The sequence below is a fragment of the uncultured Fibrella sp. genome, from assembly GCF_964250085.1.
In the GTDB taxonomy this organism is placed as follows: domain Bacteria; phylum Bacteroidota; class Bacteroidia; order Cytophagales; family Spirosomataceae; genus Fibrella.
Window position 1 is genome coordinate 136,012 of the sequence record NZ_CAXUEC010000008.1, and the last position, 19,212, is coordinate 155,223.

The 19,212-nt window shown below is 54.7% G+C and carries 10 protein-coding genes; all 10 read left to right on the plus strand.

Features of this window, described 5'->3' with window-relative positions; translation table 11 throughout:
* Positions 1-304: 304 nt before the first annotated feature.
* The 10 genes from ACFE8Q_RS22110 to ACFE8Q_RS22155 all read left to right on the plus strand — a co-directional run bounded on the left by ACFE8Q_RS22110 (position 305) and on the right by ACFE8Q_RS22155 (position 19,167).
* Complete coding sequence (locus ACFE8Q_RS22110; protein WP_375447625.1) at positions 305-3,487, plus strand: SusC/RagA family TonB-linked outer membrane protein; 3,183 nt, start codon at positions 305-307, stop codon at positions 3,485-3,487.
* A gap of 14 nt (positions 3,488-3,501) precedes the next feature.
* Complete coding sequence (locus ACFE8Q_RS22115; RefSeq protein WP_375447626.1) at positions 3,502-5,316, plus strand: RagB/SusD family nutrient uptake outer membrane protein; 1,815 nt, start codon at positions 3,502-3,504, stop codon at positions 5,314-5,316.
* Positions 5,317-5,464: 148 nt separating this feature from the next.
* On the plus strand, positions 5,465-7,390 hold the full coding sequence (locus ACFE8Q_RS22120) for a sialate O-acetylesterase (RefSeq protein WP_375447627.1): 1,926 nt from the start codon (positions 5,465-5,467) through the stop codon (positions 7,388-7,390).
* Positions 7,391-7,570: 180 nt separating this feature from the next.
* Positions 7,571-8,515: an RraA family protein gene (locus ACFE8Q_RS22125; RefSeq protein ID WP_375447628.1), complete on the plus strand. Its 945-nt coding sequence runs from the start codon at positions 7,571-7,573 to the stop codon at positions 8,513-8,515.
* Positions 8,516-8,641: 126 nt separating this feature from the next.
* Entirely contained in the window at positions 8,642-9,919 is a 1,278-nt protein-coding gene (locus ACFE8Q_RS22130) for a mandelate racemase/muconate lactonizing enzyme family protein (RefSeq protein WP_375447629.1), read from the plus strand.
* 93 nt (positions 9,920-10,012) lie between these two features.
* The gene (locus tag ACFE8Q_RS22135; RefSeq protein WP_375447630.1) at positions 10,013-11,665 is read left to right on the plus strand and encodes a DUF5597 domain-containing protein; all 1,653 of its coding nucleotides are present in this window, start codon (positions 10,013-10,015) and stop codon (positions 11,663-11,665) included.
* A gap of 13 nt (positions 11,666-11,678) precedes the next feature.
* Positions 11,679-14,591, plus strand: a complete 2,913-nt coding sequence (locus ACFE8Q_RS22140; protein WP_375447631.1) for a glycosyl hydrolase 115 family protein — start codon at positions 11,679-11,681, stop codon at positions 14,589-14,591.
* A gap of 56 nt (positions 14,592-14,647) precedes the next feature.
* Positions 14,648-16,021: an acetylxylan esterase gene (locus ACFE8Q_RS22145; RefSeq protein WP_375447632.1), complete on the plus strand. Its 1,374-nt coding sequence runs from the start codon at positions 14,648-14,650 to the stop codon at positions 16,019-16,021.
* A 216-nt stretch (positions 16,022-16,237) separates the two neighbouring features.
* On the plus strand, positions 16,238-18,355 hold the full coding sequence (locus ACFE8Q_RS22150; RefSeq protein ID WP_375447633.1) for an alpha-glucuronidase family glycosyl hydrolase: 2,118 nt from the start codon (positions 16,238-16,240) through the stop codon (positions 18,353-18,355).
* Positions 18,355-19,167 (plus strand): SDR family NAD(P)-dependent oxidoreductase, encoded by an 813-nt coding sequence (locus ACFE8Q_RS22155; protein ID WP_375447634.1) that lies wholly within the window; start codon positions 18,355-18,357, stop codon positions 19,165-19,167. Before ACFE8Q_RS22150 ends, ACFE8Q_RS22155 begins: the two co-directional genes overlap by 1 nt.
* The last annotated feature ends 45 nt before the right edge of the window (positions 19,168-19,212 follow it).

A 19,212-nucleotide genomic window follows, 5' to 3' on the forward strand; every position in this document is an offset into this window, starting at 1 on the left:
TTTGTCTGCATCGCCCAATTATATGGACAAATATAGATAATATATGCTTTTTTAGAAATAATAATGATTTCATGGTAGAAACCACTTCAATAAATAACAGGAAAATAGACCAATCATTGGCAGAGTGAAATAAAATGCATTAAAATTTATGCAATCGGTTGCTAATTTACTTTTTAGGTAAAAACTTTGCACTTGATCTAAAGCGGGCCAGACGTGCGTCTATCCTGGATACTTCGATTGTATACACTTTATCATGTCACAAATGATGGGAATATCTTTATGCCAGAACAGGCTTACTCAGTGGATGACCACGCAATCGCTGCTGTGGGTCAGGTACTTGTTCATTACAGGGCTACTCGTGTTTGGTGGCTTCCTGATGAGCCAGGCTCAGTCAACAACGCCTGTGCGAGGTCGGGTAATCGACGAAAATGGAAGCGAATTACCCGGTGTTTCGGTGGTTCTGAAAGGAACGCAAGTTGGTAACTCTACAGACCCCAATGGCCGTTACACAATCAACGTACCTGCCAGTGGAGGAACACTGGTCTTTTCATTCATCGGCTACACGTCGCAGGAAGTGCCTACCAATGGCCGCACAACGGTAGATGTAACATTGGCCACCGATGTTAAATCGCTGAATGAAGTAGTAGTGGTAGGGTATGGGTCTCAACGTAAAAGCGATATCACCGGGGCCGTGGCTTCCGTTACGGAAGCCACGCTGAAAGAGGTGCCTGCGCCCAACCTGGTGAATCAGTTGAAAGGCCGGGCTGCCGGACTTACCATTGTTAGTAACGGCTCTACGCCAGGCTCGCAGGGTCAAATCCGAATCAGGGGTAACCGTACGCTGACGACCAGCCAAAGTGGTGCCGATGCGCTCGATGGCCCACTGGTAGTGGTAGATGGCATTCCCTACAGCGGGCTTAATGACCTCAACCCCGATGATATCGCTAACATCGAAATTCTGAAAGATGCTTCAGCTACAGCCATTTATGGTTCGCGGGGTGCGGGTGGTGTGCTGCTGGTGACCACAAAGCGCGGTAAAACTGGTAAGCCCGTCATCAGCTACGATGGTTATCAGAGTGTTACGTCCATCATGGGCAAATACCCGGTGTTCAACGGGACCGAATACGCTCAGTTCAAGGCAGATGCTGCCACGTACAACCGGTCTTCGGCTGGCACTACGTCGTACCCATTGACGCAACCGGAAAAAGACGCGCTGGCCGCTGGCGTTTCCACCGATTGGCAGGATTTGATCTATCGGAAAGGCTTCACCACCAACCATCAGTTAGGGTTGCAGGGCGGAACCGAAACAACACAGTACGGTATGAATGCTGGCTATTTCCGGGAGCAGGGTGTTATTCCCGGCCAGGACTTCAGCCGGTACAACATCCGGGCCACCATCGATCAGCGGATCGGGAGCCGGGTAAAAGTGGGTCTGAACACCCTGAATACGTTGACCTACACGAATACGCCCGGTGGTGGCGGCGTTCCATCGGGTCTGGTACGGCTGACCCCGTTGGCCTCACCGTATAATGCAGACGGAACGCTGAACCTGACACCGGCTGCTGGTTCTATCGATGCGGCTACCATTACTCCGTTGACACTCATTACGAAAAGCAATGCTATTCTGGCCCAATCGCGAAACCTTCGAACGTTCAACAGCCTGTATGCCGAGGTGAACATCATTGATGGGCTACGGTATCGGTTCAATGCCGGGTTGAACTACAGTCAGGGTGCAGGAAACGGCTACGCCGGCCCGTTGACGTATGTGAATACGGCTACAGTACAGTCGTCATCCAATGCCAATGTTAGTAACACGGAGACCTGGAATTACGATTTACAGCACTTGTTGTACTATGATAAAACAATTGCCCAGAAGCATAAAATTGGCTTCACGGGCTTGTTTGAAGTTGTTAAAGACCACTCGGTAGGCAGCAATTTTACGGTAACCGGCGTGCCTGCCGATTACATCAAAAATTCTAACTTCGGCCTGGCCAGCGGTACGCCAGTGGCTGACCCAAGTCAGCAATTCTTCTCAGAGCAGGGACTGGTTTCGTTTATGGGCCGGGTAAACTATAGCTATGCAGACAAGTACCTGCTTACGCTTACGATACGTCGCGATGGCTCGTCTACGCTGTCGCCGGGAAACCAGTATTTCAACTATCCGGCGGTGGGTCTGGGCTGGAACCTGGCCGAAGAAAACTTCGTGAAGAATATCGCGGCCATCAACACCTTGAAACTGAGAGGTGGGTTTGGTATTTCTGGTAACCGGAATGTGAGTCCATACGCTACCCTGGGTGCGTTGTCGGCGGGTTATTACAACTTTGGTCTGGGCACAGCCGGTCAGCAACTGGCATATACGGTCACCAGTTTGCCCGCTACGAACCTGGGTTGGCAGTCAACCGCACAGGTGGATATTGGCCTTGATTTTGGCTTCCTGAACAACCGCATTACGGGTAGCGTCGATTACTACAATCAACAGACGAAAGACATTCTGCTGTCTGTACCGCTGCCTGCCAGTAACGGAGCCGGTTCCACCCTGAAAAACCTGGGAAGAACGGAAGGGAAAGGTATGGAGGTGTCGATGACGTTTGATGCAATTCGGAAACAGAAAGGCTTCAACTGGAGCATAGACGCAGTGTTCTTCTTTAACCGGGAGAAGATCACGCAGCTTACAACGCCCACCGAGCAATCGAACATTGGCGCGGGCTGGTTCGTGGGGCAGCCGCTGAGCGTTATCTACGACTACCGGAAAATTGGTATCTGGCAGACCGCCGATAAAGAAAATGGTACGCTGGCCAAGCAAACGTCGCCGGTTCAATATCCTGGCCAAATCCGGGTTGAGGACCTCAATAACGATGGAAAAATTGATCCGAGCGACCGGCAGATCCTGGGCAATTTCCAGCCTAAGTGGGAGGGCGGTATAACCAACCGATTCAATTATAAAGGGTTCGACCTGTCGATCGTTACGTTTGCCCGTATGGGCATGCAGGTGGTCGTGCCTTACCTCACCGGCAACGCGGGTGGCGCGGGTGGCTTCCCCTTCTTCAATCAGGGTCGTGTAAACCAGGTGAAAGTGGATTACTGGACAGAAGCGAACCCGACCAATGCCTTTCCTGCACCCGATGCCAACAACTCGGTGGCCAACTATGCGTCAACGCTGGGCTACTACGATGGCTCGTTCATCAAGGTCAGGAGCATCAACTTTGGCTACAACGTACCCAGCCAGTTGGCCCGTAAAATTGGGATGAACTCGGCCCGGGTTTACATCAACGCAACCAATCCGCTGATCCTGTATTCGCCATTGGTTAGCGCTCACCTGGCCATCGACCCGGAAGGTAATGGGTACGCTGGTGCGCCAGGATCTGTTGGCGGTACAGTAACGGCACAGGGAGCAAGCGACTCAGGCGCGTCTGCCCGTCAGATTGTCGTCAACATGAACAACCCGCCCGTACGGCAATTCACGTTTGGCGTGAATCTTAAATTTTAATCGTCAACACGCTCATGAGAACAATAAAAGTTGGGTTAATACTTGGTCTGGTAGCCTTGTCGGGCACAGGCTGTAAAGACATACTGACAGAGAATCCACAGTCGCAGGTTGTTCCTACTTATTTCAATAGCCCAGCGGGTGTATTGGGCGGAATTGCCGGTGTGTATAACGACATCCGCTCAGACTGGGGTACCGAAGGGTTCACCGTAGAAATGCAGGCGGGTACCGATGAGTTTATTCAGGGAGCCAGTTCAGGCGGCGGTGTGGCTTATACGTATAACGGTCTGAATGGCAGTAACTTCGGTGCTGCCTGGAACGTAGCGTTTCAGGACATCAACACCCTGAATGGCGTACTGCAATATGGCCAAACGGTTGATTTGCCGGAAGCTACCCGGAAACAGTATCTGGCGCAGGCCAAGTTCTTGCGCGGCTTCTGGTACTTCTATCTGGTGCAGACGTTTGGCGATGTACCGCTGCATACACAGTTTATCACGGTGCCGTCTCAGGCCGACTCGCGCCAGCCGGTGGCTCAGGTGTATGAGCAAATTATCAAGGATTTGACCGAAGCCGCTGCCGACTTGCCTAACCAGCCTACCGCCCCGTTTACGGGTAAAGCAGCCACCAAGCCCGTGGCGCAACTGCTGCTGGCTAAGGCGTACCTGACCCGTGGCTGGCTGAATAATACGGCGTCTGATTTTACGCAGACTGCCGCCATTTGTGCTGATATCGTGGCGAACAAAGGAGCATACGGCCTTGATCTGTGGCAGGATTTCGGCGATGCCTTTGTGCCAGCCAACGATTACGGTAAAGAATCGATGTTCATCAGTGATCACGTGGCCGACCCCAAATACGGTTATTATACCGTGGGTGGAGCAGCTGCAGGTGGGGCAGCCCAAAACCTGACGCCCTGGTTCACGCAATGGAACTACCCAACGAACAGCACGATCAACGCCTTTAAAACGGCCGCCGGAACGCTGTCGTTTGCCGGTCCATCCAGCATGACCAGGGATTCGTTCTATGGACGGCCGTTCATCAGGATGCGCCCGAACAGCGACAAGGTGAAAACGGGCGAGAATGTCGGTAAGAACTACTTCCTGGATCAGGCTTTCGTGAAACGCGATGTCGACTCTCGGTATGCCAATTCGTTCTTCACTACCTATATCGCCAATATATCGGCTACCAACACACCGACGGCCGCCAACAACACCCGGGGTATTGGTTATACAACCGTAGCTGGTCAGGATACGGCCGTTTGGCTCCCCGATTTCGAGGTGGCGGGGGCTCCCCAGTTTGTGGGTACACGGCCTTTCAAGGGAATCGTGGTGCCGCCCAGCCTGTGGAACAACGCGATTTTTCCCGCCCTGAAAAAATTCATGGACCCCAGCAGGGGCGCTAACTTCAACGATCCGTCGACCCGTCCGGTGGTGCTGTATCGCTTCTCGGACGTGTACCTGACGGGGGCTGAGGCATACCTGAAAGCAGGCGACCCAACCAAAGCGGCGGCCATGATCAACGTGGTTCGTCAGCGGGCAGCGTTCCGCAAAACCAACACGGCGGCTCAGAATGCAGCAGCCATAGCGGCCATGACGATCACACCAGCCGACGTAACCGTAGACTTTATTCTGGACGAACGTAGCCGCGAGTTCTTTGGCGAGTGGCAGCGGTGGCTTGATCTGGTACGTACCCGCTCGCTGGTTCGGCGCGTGAAAGCCTGGAATCAGGAAGCGGCTCCCTACGTGCAGGATTTCAATATGCTGAGACCAATTCCGCAAACGCAAATCGATCGGGTAGTCGAAGGGCCTAAGTTTCCGCAGAATCCCGGCTATTAATTAAGTTGATGTGTACTAAACAAACGACGCCTCGGTAAGAGGCGTCGTTTGTTTGGCCGCTTAATGTAGTTAGCTGTCAGCATTTATGGGCTCGCATCAGTAAGCTGCCGAGCCTACCGGTTTTACGTAGATGGATATCACACGCATTATGAAACAAATTGTTTTCCTTGCTCTGCTATGTTGGGCTACAACGACTACGCAAGCCCAGCTACGCTTACCCAAACTAATCAGCGATGGCATGGTCTTGCAGCGTGATGCTGCACTGACCGTATGGGGGTGGGACAAGCCGGCCGAGAAGATCACCGTTCGTTTCAACGGCAAAAACTACAAGGCAACAACTGATAAAGACGGGAAGTGGCAAACCAAATTACCGCCTACAGCGGCAGGAGGGCCTTTTGTTATGGACGTTACCGGTAGCTCTGGCATTACAATCAAGGATATTTTGGTAGGTGATGTTTGGTTTTGCAGTGGGCAGAGCAACATGGTGCATCAACTGGATATTCACGACGTCACGTATGCCGATGAGATTCGTACCGCCAATTATCCGCAGATTCGGCAGTTCTGGGTGCCTACGCTCACGAGCTTGCAGGGGCCGCAGCAAGACCTGCCAGCCGGGCAATGGAAAGCCGCAGTAGGCGAAGCGGTGAGACCGTTTTCGGCGGTGGCGTACTTCTTTGCCAAACAAATTCACTCGAAATACAACGTACCTGTTGGCATCATCAACGCCAGCGTCGGCGGTACGCCCATCGAAGCCTGGACGAGCGAAGAAGGGCTGGCTGACTTTTCGGCGTTGAAAGCAACCATAGCGAAGAACAAAGACACGACGTACATCAATAGCCTCTCGCGCAGACCACCCAGCACCAACCGCCCGCAACCCCCTGTTGATCTGGGTACATCGGGCAACACCAAATGGTACGATATAGCGTACACGCCCAAAGGCTGGCGGCCAATCAACGTACCTGGCTACTGGGAAGATCAGGGTATTAAAGAGTTGAACGGCGTGGTCTGGTACCGCAAAGAAGTTAACATCCCGACGTCGATGGCCGGTAAGCCCGCACGTGCTTTTCTGGGCCGGATCGTTGATGCCGACGAACTATACATCAACGGCAAACAGATCGGCAGATACACGTATATGTACCCGCAACGCCGCTACAACGTACCTGCCGACATGCTGAAGCCAGGCAAAAATGTGTTTGTCGTGCGCGTTACGAATACCGCTGGAAAAGGGGGGTTCGTGCCTGACAAGCCCTACTATGTATTCGCCGGAGCCGATACAGTCGATCTGAAAGGAACCTGGCAGTATAAGGTAGGCACGGTATATAAGCCCTTCGGCGGCGGTTTTGGCGGCGGCGGAATTTCGGCACAAAACCAGCCCGCGGCGTTGTACAACGCCATGATAGCCCCCGAAGTTGGATACGCCCTCAAAGGTTTTTGCTGGTATCAGGGCGAAAGCAACGCCGGTCGGCCACAGGAATATGCCGCGCTAATGCCCGCGCTCATCAACGACTGGCGGGCCAGATGGAAGCAGAGCAACCTGCCATTTCTGTACGTGCAGTTGCCCGGTTTTATGGAATACAACTACCTGCCTTCAGAAAGCGGCTGGGCCGTATTGCGGGAGGCGCAACTTAATGCTTTATCAGTACCCAATACCGCTATGGCTGTAGCGATTGACCTCGGTGAGTGGAACGACATTCACCCCGACAATAAGAAGGCAGTCGGCGAGCGGCTTGCCCTGGCGGCGCTCAAAACGGCGTACCATGAAAACATAGTGTCTTCTGGTCCGCTGTACCAATCGGCGGCTGTTGACGGAAACAAGATCGTAGTCAGCTTTACGAACGAAGGAGGCGGGTTGATCAGCAACGACGGCGAACCGCTGGGCGAGTTTGCCATTGCAGGCAACGACAAAAAATTCGTATGGGCCAACGCCAAAATAGAAGGCGGAAAAGTGGTGGTGTGGAATGACGACGTGCCCGCACCTCAGTACGTGCGCTACGCCTGGGCCGACAATCCCGTTAACCCCAATCTGTATAACAAAGAAGGCCTGCCGGCGTCGCCGTTCCGAACAGACAAATAGATTCTTCTGAGGTAGAGGAGTTGGAAGCGCTTCAAGTAAGAAGGGTACTGACAGCGGATGTAGACTGGATTAGCACAAAAGTGTGGTGTATTGACAATCAAGCGGTTTAGGGGGGTAGATATATAGTAGTTCTATTTTTTCGTCTGATAGTACTAATCCTTATGTTCCCCTCTACCTTTTATGAAACGAATTATTCTCTCTGCCTTTTTGCTCTGCCTGTTTGGGCAGGCAACAGTGTCGCTGGCGCAGCAGATTTCTCGCGAAGAAATGCTCTTTCTAACTCCGGAATGGAAAGGCGAACGATTCGCCGATGGCCGACCGAAAGTGTCCGATGCGTTGCTGAAACGCATGAAACTTGTCACCCACGAGGAGGCGTGGGCGGTGATGAAAGGGGAGAATTATAAGTACCAGTACGCCGAAGGCTGGCAAACAATCAACCCCGATAGTGTACTGGTTGGTCGGGCCGTTACGGCCTGTTTCATGCCCGGTCGCCCCGACATACATAAGGCAATCGACCAGAAGGGTCACGACAAAGATGGGCGCGTAAAAGGGCAGAATTCCTGGCCAATTGACCTGCTGGTGAAAGGCGACGTGTACGTGGTCGATCAGTACAACATGCACGAAGATGGACCCACGATTGGCGATAATCTGGGCAACTCGATCTACGCTAAAACCGGAAACGGAATCATCTACGAAGGAGCCGTTCGCGATGTGGCCGGGCTGAAAGAGATTGGCGGGTTTACGTCGTACTTCCGCAGCTATCACCCCTCGCACCACAACCCGCCGGGTGATCTGAACACGGTGCTGATCGGGATAAATAAGCCAACCCGCATTGGTAAAGTACTGGTTATGCCCGGTGATATTGTGCTGGGTCGCGACGGGGCCGTGTCATTTATTCCGCCTCATCTGGCCGAAAAGGTCGTGAAGACGTCGGAGATTGTCCGCCTGCGCGATATGTTCGGTCACCTGCGCCTGCGTGAGCAGAAATATACGCCGGGGCAAATCGATACCCGCTGGTCGGATGAGATAGAGAAGGATTTTTCAAAGTGGCTCAATGACCACGTCAGCGAGCTGCCCGTACCAAAAGAACAGATTCAGGATTATCTGAAAACACGTACCTGGTAATGGAATTTTGGATTTGGGATGTCGGATTGAGGATTTGTTGCTGACGCCAGAGCAAACTCACGCGTCAGCAATAAATCCTCAATCCGACATCCCAAATCCAAAATACTCTAAACTCCTCCTACCCTCATGACTACATCTCGTCGTTCTTTTCTAACCAAAGGTGCCATTGCCAGTGCATTGGCCGCCACCTCTATTTCTACATTTGGCGAAGGGCTGGAAACAGCCGTGCAGCGCGCGCCCCTTTCGTCGGCCCCGTCTGACCTGAAAATCACCGATATCAAATGTGGTTATACCCGCGGAGGGCATAGCCTGTTTGTGAAAATTCATACCAATCAGGGCATCTGGGGCTGCGGTGAGGCCGTCGATGCGTCGGTAGGTACGTATCACCTCGTGAAACTGATGGGCGAACGCATCAAAGGCAAAAGCCCCCTGAACGTGAATCGCCTGTTTGAAGACGTTCGCAAATCGGGCTTTTTCGAGGGTGCTCAAGCCGGAATTTATATCTCGGTGTTGTCGGCCATTGAAACTGCCTTGTGGGATTTGACCGGTAAAGCGCTGGGTTTGCCGGTGTACCAGCTTTTGGGTGGCAAATACCGCGACAAGATTCGGGTTTACTGCGACACGGGCGCTTACCGCGAGACCGATACCAGCCCGGATGCGTTCGGGAAAAGCGCCAGGAAAGCGGTCGATATGGGCTTTAATGCCGTGAAATATGACATCGACGAACGGAACGACCCCAATAAATACGACGCCTATAACTGGACTGCCAGCCAGGGCGAACTAGAGCGGATGTACAACCAGATTGCCGGTGTTCGCAAAGCTGTTGGCCCGAAAGTCGACATCTGCGTTGACATGCACGGTCGCTACGACATGACCACCGGGCGGCGTGTGGCGAAGATGATGGAACCCCTGAACCTGCTGTTTCTGGAAGAGCCGATTCCCGCCGAAAACGCCGAAGCCTACAAACAAATCCGTGAGGCATCGAACACGCCGATTTGCGCGGGTGAGAACCATTACCTGGCCCACGGTTTCCGAAAACTGCTCGAAATCGGGGCCGTCGACATCATCATGCCCGATCTGCAAAAGGCGGGCGGCCTGGGCGAAGGGCAGCGCATTGCCAACCTCGCCAACCTGTATTACGTGCCGTTTGCCCCGCACATGGTGGCGTCGTACCTGGGCGCAATGGCCTCGAGCCACGTGTGCGCGTCGGTGCCCAACTTCCTGATTCTGGAGTGGCAAATCTATTTCCACGAGGAGCCCATGTTTAAGGAGATCGTCACGTTCGATGGGCCGATGGTAGCAAACGGGTTCATCCCCTTGTCGAATAAACCGGGTATTGGCGTGGAGATCAATGAAGAAGGCATGCGGAAATATGCCCCGAAAGACGTGCCGTTTTTTGTGTAAAGGGCGGCTTGGTGAATGTTGTTTTCGCGCTGCAAGCGACAACGAAGCTTACAGTACGAAAGCAACTGATTATCATGCGTTTAATAATTACCTATGCTCAGAGTTAGGCTATTTTTTGGTTTGCTGGCTTGCCTGTTGGCCTTGCCAACCCTCGCTGTTGAGCCTAAACCGGCGTTGACCGATACAACGGCACTGCCACATCTGCAAAAGCGGAGTACGTTCACCCGGCTCATCGTTCAGAACAAACCGTTTCTGATGATGGGCGGGGAGCTGGGCAATTCGAGCGCGTCGGATATGGCCTATATGAAACCGATCTGGCCGAAGCTCGCGCAAATGCACGTCAACACCGTGCTGACCCCAATTTACTGGGAGTTGCTGGAGCCGCAGGAAGGTCAATTTTCATTCGCCCTGATCGACTCGCTGATTGCCGATGCCCGGCAGCATAACATGAAGCTGGTGCTGCTCTGGTTTGGGGCCTGGAAAAACAGCATGTCGTGCTACGTACCTGAGTGGGTAAAAACCGACACGAAACGATTCCCCCGCGTGCAGAACAAAGCCGGTCGGGGTCAGGAAATTCTGTCGCCGTTTGCCCTGGAAAATCTGGAGGCCGACCGAAAAGCGTTCGTGGCTCTGATGCGCCATATCAGGCAACTCGATGAGCGGGAGCAGACGGTGATTATGATTCAGGTGGAAAACGAGATCGGTATGCTGCCCGACGCCCGTGACCATTCGCCCGCCGCGAACATGGCCTTCCAACAGGCCGTGCCCAAGCCGCTGATGACGTACCTGCAAGCCCACCGGGCCACGCTGGCACCTGCCTTGCTGGCGTTGTGGCAGGCAACCGGCTTTAAAACGACGGGCAATTGGGAAACCGTTTTCGGCAAGAGCCTGGCCACCGACGAGCTGTTCATTGCCTGGTATTTTGCCCAGTATACCAACCGCATCACCGAGGCAGGTAAGGCCCAGTACCCGCTGCCGATGTTTATCAACGCGGCGCTGAACCGCCCCGGCGTAAAACCCGGCGACTACCCCAGCGGTGGCCCGCTTCCCCACGTTATCGACGTCTGGAAAGCCGGTGCGCCCGCCATCGATTTCCTTTCGCCCGATTTCTACAACCCGGATTTTAAACTTTGGAACGACCAGTATACCCGCGCCGACAATCCGCTGTTCATTCCAGAAATCAAGTTCGATGCCACCGTGGCAGCCAAAGCGTTTTACGCCATTGGGCATTACGGCGCAATGGGTTTCTCGCCGTTCTCCATCGAGTCGACCGATAAGCCCGCCGAGCAGCCTATCGCCCGCAGCTACGAGCTGTTGACACAACTGAGTCCGCTTGTGCTGGCGCAGCAGGATAGCAAACAGATGAACGGTATGCTATTCGACAAAAAAACGGCGATTGATACCATCCGGCTGGGCAGCTACACCTTCATCTGTAAGCACGATTATACGCTGGGCTGGTCGCCGAAAGCGAAGGACGAGGAGTGGCCAATGACCGGCGCGCTCATCATCCAGACGGCTCCTGACCAGTTTACCGTAGCCGGAATGGGCGTAGTGATCACATTTTTATCGGATGATCCATCGGCTCCCATTGCGGGTATTGCCCGGATCGATGAAGGTAGGTACGTTAATGGCCAATGGGTTGCCGGCCGTCGCCTGAATGGTGATCAGGATCATCAGGGAAGACACCTCCGTATTCCAGTGGAGGAGTATGGTATTCAGAAATTGACATTATATCGATATAAATAATAGCCACTCAACTATGCTACTGTTCACTCGTCTTTTGCTGCTCGTAGCAGGGCTGGCCGTCCTTACGCCAGCGGTCGCCATCGACCCTGATACCTACGTATCCATCCAGAAAGGGAAAGGTCATTTCGCGCTCGTTGCCAGCGGGAAAGCGACGCCACTATTGGCCAGTAGCGCCGATTTCGCGGGTGTAACGCGGGCCGTAAAAAACCTTCAGGCTGATATCAAAAAAGTAACCAGTGTTGAACCTGCTTTACTGTCGGAGGCGGCGCAGGCTGGTAAAGAAATTATACTGGTCGGTACGTTGGGAAAAAGCCCGCTGATCGACCAACTGGTAAAGGCAAAAAAACTTAACGTAGCCGATCTTTCCGGCAAGTGGGAAACCTTTGTGACGCAGGTCGTTGAGAAACCAATGTCAGGCGTTGATCGGGCGCTCGTGATTGTGGGCAGCGACAAGCGCGGCACCATCTACGGGGTTTATGACCTGTCGGCGCAGATCGGCGTGTCGCCCTGGAACTGGTGGGCCGACGTACCTGCGCAAGCCCAATCGGCGCTGTACGTGCTGCCGGGCCGGCATACGCAGGGAACACCGGCCGTGAAGTACCGGGGCATTTTCATCAACGACGAAGCCCCCGCGCTGTCGGGCTGGACAAAGGATAAATTCGGTGGGTTTAACCACAACTTCTACGAGCATGTGTTCGAACTGATCCTTCGCATGAAGGGCAATTACCTCTGGCCCGCTATGTGGGGCAGTGCCTTCTACGACGATGACGCCATGAACCCAAAACTGGCCGACGAATACGGCGTAGTCATTGGTACTTCGCACCACGAGCCCCTGATGCGGGCACATGACGAATGGCGTCGGTATGGTAAAGGAACTGCCTGGAATTACCAGAAAAACGACGCGGCTCTTCGCGACTTCTGGCGGACGGGTATTCAGCGGATGGGGTCGAACGAAAGCATCGTCAGTGTAGGGATGCGGGGCGATGGCGACGAACCCATGAGCCGCGAAACGGCCACTACATTACTCGAAACCATTGTGGCCGATCAGCGCAAAATTATTCAGGATGTGACGGGTAAAGACGCGGCCAAAACGCCGCAGTCGTGGGCGCTCTACAAAGAAGTGCAGGACTATTACGACAAAGGCATGCGCGTGCCCGACGATGTGACGCTGTTGCTTTGCGACGATAACTGGGGCAACATTCGTAAACTGCCTGCCATAGGTACGCCCAAACGCGCTGGTGGTTACGGCATCTACTACCATTACGACTATGTGGGTGGGCCGCGCAATTACAAATGGCTGAATACCAATCCGATTGCCCACACTTGGGAGCAGATGCACCTCGCCTACGAACATGGCGTCGACCGTATCTGGATTGTGAATGTGGGTGATATCAAGCCGATGGAATTTCCCATCGAATTTTTCCTCGACTACGCCTGGAACCCCAACAAATGGCCTGCCGAGAAGCTTGACGACTACTCCCGGCTATGGGCTGAGAAACAATTTGGCGGAAAACATGCTCCCGCCATTGCCGATATGCTGGCGAAGTATACCAAATACAACGCCCGCCGCAAACCCGAACTACTGTCACCCGATACCTACAGCCTGACCAACTACCGCGAAGCCGAAACCGTGGTGGGCGAGTATAATAAGCTACTGGCCCAGGCCGAACAACTTGGCAAACAACTGCCTGCTGCCTACCAGGATGCCTATTTTCAGTTGGTGCTGCACCCCATAAAAGCCTGCGCCACGGTAAACGACCTGTACGTAACGGCGGGCCGCAACCAGTGGTACGCCAAACAGGGTCGCGCCGCCACCAACGACCTTGCCGAACGAGCGAAACAACTCTTCGAAAAGGATGCGCAGATCAGTCGTTTTTACAACGATACGCTGGCCGGTGGCAAATGGAGCCACATGATGGACCAGACCCACATCGGCTACACATACTGGCAACAACCCGACAAAAACAAAATGCCCGACGTAAAAACGATCGACGTACCGGCCAGTGCCGACATGGGCGTAGCCATTGAAGGGTCAGCCGCGTGGTGGCCGAACGAGTCGGGCGAAGCCGTATTGCCGACGTTCGATCCGTATAAGCAGCAGACGTATTATATCGATGTTTTCAACCGGGGTCAGGCTCCGTTTGCGTATAAAGCCGAATCGGGTGCGCTCTGGCTCAGCATTAGTGCACCAACTGGCATCATTGCCAAAGAAACCCGCCTGTTCGTCAGCGTCGACTGGAAGAACGTACCTACCGGAACGCAGCGGGTACCAGTGACAATCAGTGGGCCGGATGGAAAACGCGTTGTGGTGCAGGCTGTGTTGTATAATCCCGCCTCGCCGAAACCAGATGCCGCAGCGGGTTTTGTGGAAAGTAACGGGTACGTATCCATTGAAGCCGAACACGCCAGCCGGAAAGTGGAAACAGCCTCGGTGAAATGGCAACTGATTCCCGACATTGGCCGCACCGCTTCCGGTATGACTAGTTCGCCAGTTACGGCCCCGAGCGTCGAGACTGTTTCAGGTACGTCGCCACATCTGGACTACGTGGTGTATCTCGCCGATAGCGGCACCGTACAGGTGCAAACGTACCTGTCGCCGTCGCTCAATTTCAACGATAATAAAGGCCTCCGCTTCGCCATCTCGTTCGACGACGAAACACCGCAGGTGATCAACATGCACGCGAAAGAAACCAACCGTAGTTGGGAACAATCAGTGGCCAATAACATCCGCATTGTGCCCTCGCAGCATAAACTGGCGAAGCCTGGTCCACACGTTCTGAAAGTCTGGATGGTCGATCCGGCGGTGGTGGTGCAGAAACTGGTCATCAGCCGGGGAGCACTCAAGCCCAGTTATCTCGGCCCCCCCGAAAGCGTTTTTCGACCAATCGGGTCTGGTGATCAGGCCAGAGAATCGACTGGACGATGAGGTCCTCAACCCCCTAAAAACTACATGAAATCACCCCATTTCCCCGAAAACGAACGATGAAGCGATTACTTGCCAGTAGCCTGCTGTTGACGCTGCCCCTCAGCCTGCTCGCTCAATTTGGGCCACGAACGCCCGAACAGGATAGTCTCATGGCGCGGATGCAACGCAAAACGCAGGCCGACCACCAAGCCATGCTGGCGCAGCTTAACATCAAGGAATTGCGGCCCGGTCCGTCGGGTAATCCGAAAGCACCAAACGCCGCCAACGCCGACGAAAGCAAGGCGAGCCCCTACACGTCGTTGCCTGATCCGCTGGTGCTGAAAAACGGCAAAAAGGTGAAATCGGCGAAGGAATGGTGGGCAAAACGCCGCCCGGAGATCGTAGAGGATTTTGACCGGGAAATCTATGGCCGCGTGCCTGCCAACGTACCTGGCGTGCGCTGGGAGGTGGTTAGCACCAAAGACACCGTCAATGGTGGCTACCCGATCAAGCTGAAAAAACTGGTTGGGCATGTCGATAATTCGATGTACCCGGCCATTAAGGTAGCTATCGCCCTCACGCTGGCCACGCCTGCCACGGCAACCGGGCCGGTGCCGGTCATGATGGAGTTTGGCTTCCAGTTTCCGGCTGGCTTCCGAATGCCGCAACCACCCGCCGGTACGCCCCCGCCGCCACCCAACTGGGAGCAGCAACTGCTGAAAAAAGGCTGGGGTTATGCCGTATTGGTGCCCACCAGTTTTCAGGCTGATAATGGCGCTGGACTCACCGAAGGTATTATTGGCCTGGTGAATAAAGGCGGGCGTAGAAAACCCGACGATTGGGGAACCCTGCGGGCCTGGGCCTGGGGAGCCAGCCGTGCCCTCGATTATTTCGAGACCGATAAAGCCGTAGACGCGAAACAGGTCGGTATTGAAGGCCTGTCGCGGTATGGTAAGGCGGCGGTAGTGGCGATGGCCTACGAACCCCGCTTCGCCATCGGATTCATTGGCTCGTCGGGCGAAGGAGGCGTGAAACTGCACCGTCGACTCTACGGTGAGCAGGTCGAGAACATAGCCAGTTCAGCAGAATATCACTGGATGGCCGGTAACTTCATCAAATATGCCGGACCGCTCACGCCGAATGACCTGCCCGTTGATTCGCATGAACTGGTTGCCCTCTGCGCACCCCGCCCGGTATTCATCAGCTCGGGCTCGCCCGACGTAGAAGGCCGCTGGCTCGATGCAAAGGGAATGTTTTTGGGCGGCGTATACGCTGGCCCGGTCTATGAACTGCTAGGCAAAAAAGGCCTTGGTACATCAGAATACCCTGCTCAGGAAGTGGCCGTAGACAGTGGCGAAATTGCGTACCGGCAACATAGTGGCGGACACACCACCGGCCCGAACTGGCCCGCTTTTTTGCAGTACGCCGACCGGTATATGAAAGCGAAGTAAAGAGTAGATGATGTTCGTTTGCTTTGGCGTGTCCCTTCGACAGGCTCGGCGCCCCCGGCTCAGGGTGACACCGGGGTGGCGGACCACTCCTACCCAGGGTCGTCGTGCATCTGCTTGAGTGAGTTGTCACCCTGAGCTTGTCGAAGGGACACGCCAAAGCAACCTGCAGCGCGAAGCATCACAACCAATTTTGAATAAATTCAAGTACCCATTCGAATGAGAAAATACCACTGGCTTTTTGCGCTTCTACTAGCTACTACGTTCGGTTACGCACAAACACCGCCCACCGGCGATGATGGCTATCGGCTTTGGCTAAAATATGACCTGATCACCAACGTACCCAGGCGGCAGGCATACGCACAGTCGGCGCAGTTTATTAGCATGACGGGAAACTCGCCCATCCTGAAATCGGCGGTCGATGAGTTGCAGATGGGATTGACGGGCCTTTTGGGGAAATCAGTGCCGGTGCTCGCTAATGCTACTGGCCGGAAAGGCGGTATTGTGCTGTCGGTGACACCGGGTGCACAGGCGTTAAACAAAGAAGGCTACCAGATTGCGGCTTCGGGTGGCAACATCACGATTGCGGGCAGGTCAGACGTGGGTGTGCTCTACGGGGCGTTTGCCTTGCTTCGGCAGCTACAAACCGGTCAGCCAATCGAGCGAATTGCGCTGACGAGCAACCCGAAAGTGCAGTACCGGATGCTGAATCACTGGGATAATGTGGACGGGACCGTTGAACGCGGTTACGCTGGTCAGTCGCTCTGGAAATGGTATGAGCTGCCCGAACGCATCGACCCGCGCTACCGCGATTATGCCCGCGCCAATGCGTCGATCGGGATTAATGGTATGACCGTCAACAACGTCAATGCCAGTGCCCGGTTTATGTCGGCCGACTACATTCAGAAAGTAGCGGCACTCGCTTCGGTGTTTCGGCCCTACGGCATTCGTGTTTATGTGTCGGTCTACTGGGCGGCTCCTAAAACGCTCGGCGGCCTGAAAACCGCCGACCCGCTCGACCCACAGGTACGTACCTGGTGGGTTGCGAAGGTGAAAGAGTTGTACCAGGCGATTCCCGATTTCGGCGGGTTACTGGTGAAAGCCAACTCAGAAGGGGAGCCCGGTCCGCAGGATTACGGACGTACCCACGCCGACGGTGCCAACATGCTGGCCGAAGCCATGAAACCATACGATGGTGTGATCATCTGGCGGGCATTCGTCTATAAAGCCGATCCCAACGGTGACCGTTTCAAAGCTGCCCACGAGGAGTTTACACCCCTCGACGGCACTTTTGCGCCGAACGTGATCGTACAGGTAAAAAACGGCCCGATCGACTTTCAGCCTCGTGAGCCGTTCTCGCCGCTCTTTGGCAGTATGCCCAAAACACCGCTGGGTATGGAGTTTCAGATTACGCAGGAATACCTTGGCTTTGCCACGCACCTGGTCTACGAAGCACCGCTGTTCAAAGAATGCCTGGACGCCGACACCTACGCCAATGGCAGAGGCTCAACCGTGGCGAAAGTCATCGACGGAAGCGTACATGGCTACAAACGAACGTTAATGGCGGGTGTGTCTAATGTGGGTTCGGCGCGCAACTGGACGGGAAACCCGATGGCGCAGGCCAACTGGTATGCGTTCGGTCGGCTGGCCTGGGACCATACGCTGAGTTCGGAGGCCATCGCCAATGAGTGGGCAACCATGACCCTGACGCCGGAGCCGCAGGCGGTGAAACGCATTACGAACCTGATGCTGAAATCCCGCGATATCTACGTCGACTACAATACGCCCATCGGCCTGTCGCGCCCCTGGACCGGCGTTCACTTTGCGCCCGAACCCTGGCAAAATCGTAGCCCGCGCCCCGACTGGACGGCCGTTTATTACCACAAAGCCGATTCGCTGGGCCTCGGTTTCGATCGCACGGCGAAAGGTAGCAACGCCTTGTCGCAATACCGCCCGGAGGTTCGGGCGCAGTGGGAAAACCCCGAAACCTGTCCAATTCCGTACCTGCTCTGGTTTCACCATGTGGGCTGGAACAAGAAGCTGACCTCGGGCCGTACGCTCTGGAATGAACTCTGCACCCGCTTCTACACCGGTGCCGATTCGGTTCGCTGGATGCAGCAGGAGTGGGCGCAGGTGAAGTCCGCCGTTGATCCCGAACTTTACGCCGACGTGGCGGCCCGGCTGGCCACGCAGCAACGCGAAGCCATCTGGTGGCGCGACGCCTGGGTGTTGTACCTTCAATCGTTCGCAAAGCAGCCCGTTCCTGCGCCGTTCAAACAGCCCGAACGCACGCTGGACGATGTAAAACAATCAGTAAACCTCTATTTGTTACGATAATGACTCCTGCCGAAACAGTTCAAATTGTCAGCCTTCCAGATACCGCTCGGGAAGCATCCACCGTCTTCTCGCTCGAAGGTAAACTCGCACTCATCACGGGCGGCGGCACGGGGCTTGGCTTCGCTATTGCCCACTCTATGGTGTCGGCGGGTGCGCGGGTGGTGATTACGGGTCGGCGTGAGCAGCCCCTGCGCGATGCCGTTGCGGGGCTTGGCGACAAAGGCCATTACATGGTGAATGACGTCACCGACCGGGCCTCGCTGAACGACCTGGTTTCCTCCATCGAGGCAACCCACGGCCCCATCGATATTCTGGTCAATAATGCGGGTATAAATATGAAAAAGCCCGCTGTGGAGGTCACTGATGAAGATTTTGACCGCATTGTGCATACCAATCTGAATTCCGTTTTTTCGCTGACCCGGATTTGTGCCAGCCGGATGCTGGAACGGGAGCGCGGGTCAATCATTATGATCTCATCGATGGCCGCCTATTATGGACTCGACCGGGTGGTCGCGTACGCAGCGTCGAAAGCGGCGGTTGAAGGGATGGTGAAAGTGCTGGCTTCGGAGTTTTCGGGAAAAGGCGTTCGGGTTAACGCCATCGCGCCGGGCTTCATCGAAACCCCCATGACGCAAACGGCGATGGGCGGTGACCCCAGCCGGTTTGCGCGCGTGATCAGCCGCACACCTATGCAGAAATTCGGCAGGCCTCAGGACATTGGCTGGGCGGCCGTTTTCCTCGCTTCTGAAGCCGCCAGGTACGTTACCGGCGTTTCGTTACCCATAGACGGCGGTAACTCGATCGGCTTTTAACTGGTCACTAATGGTCATTAAGTGGTCATTCCACTACGCTGTCAT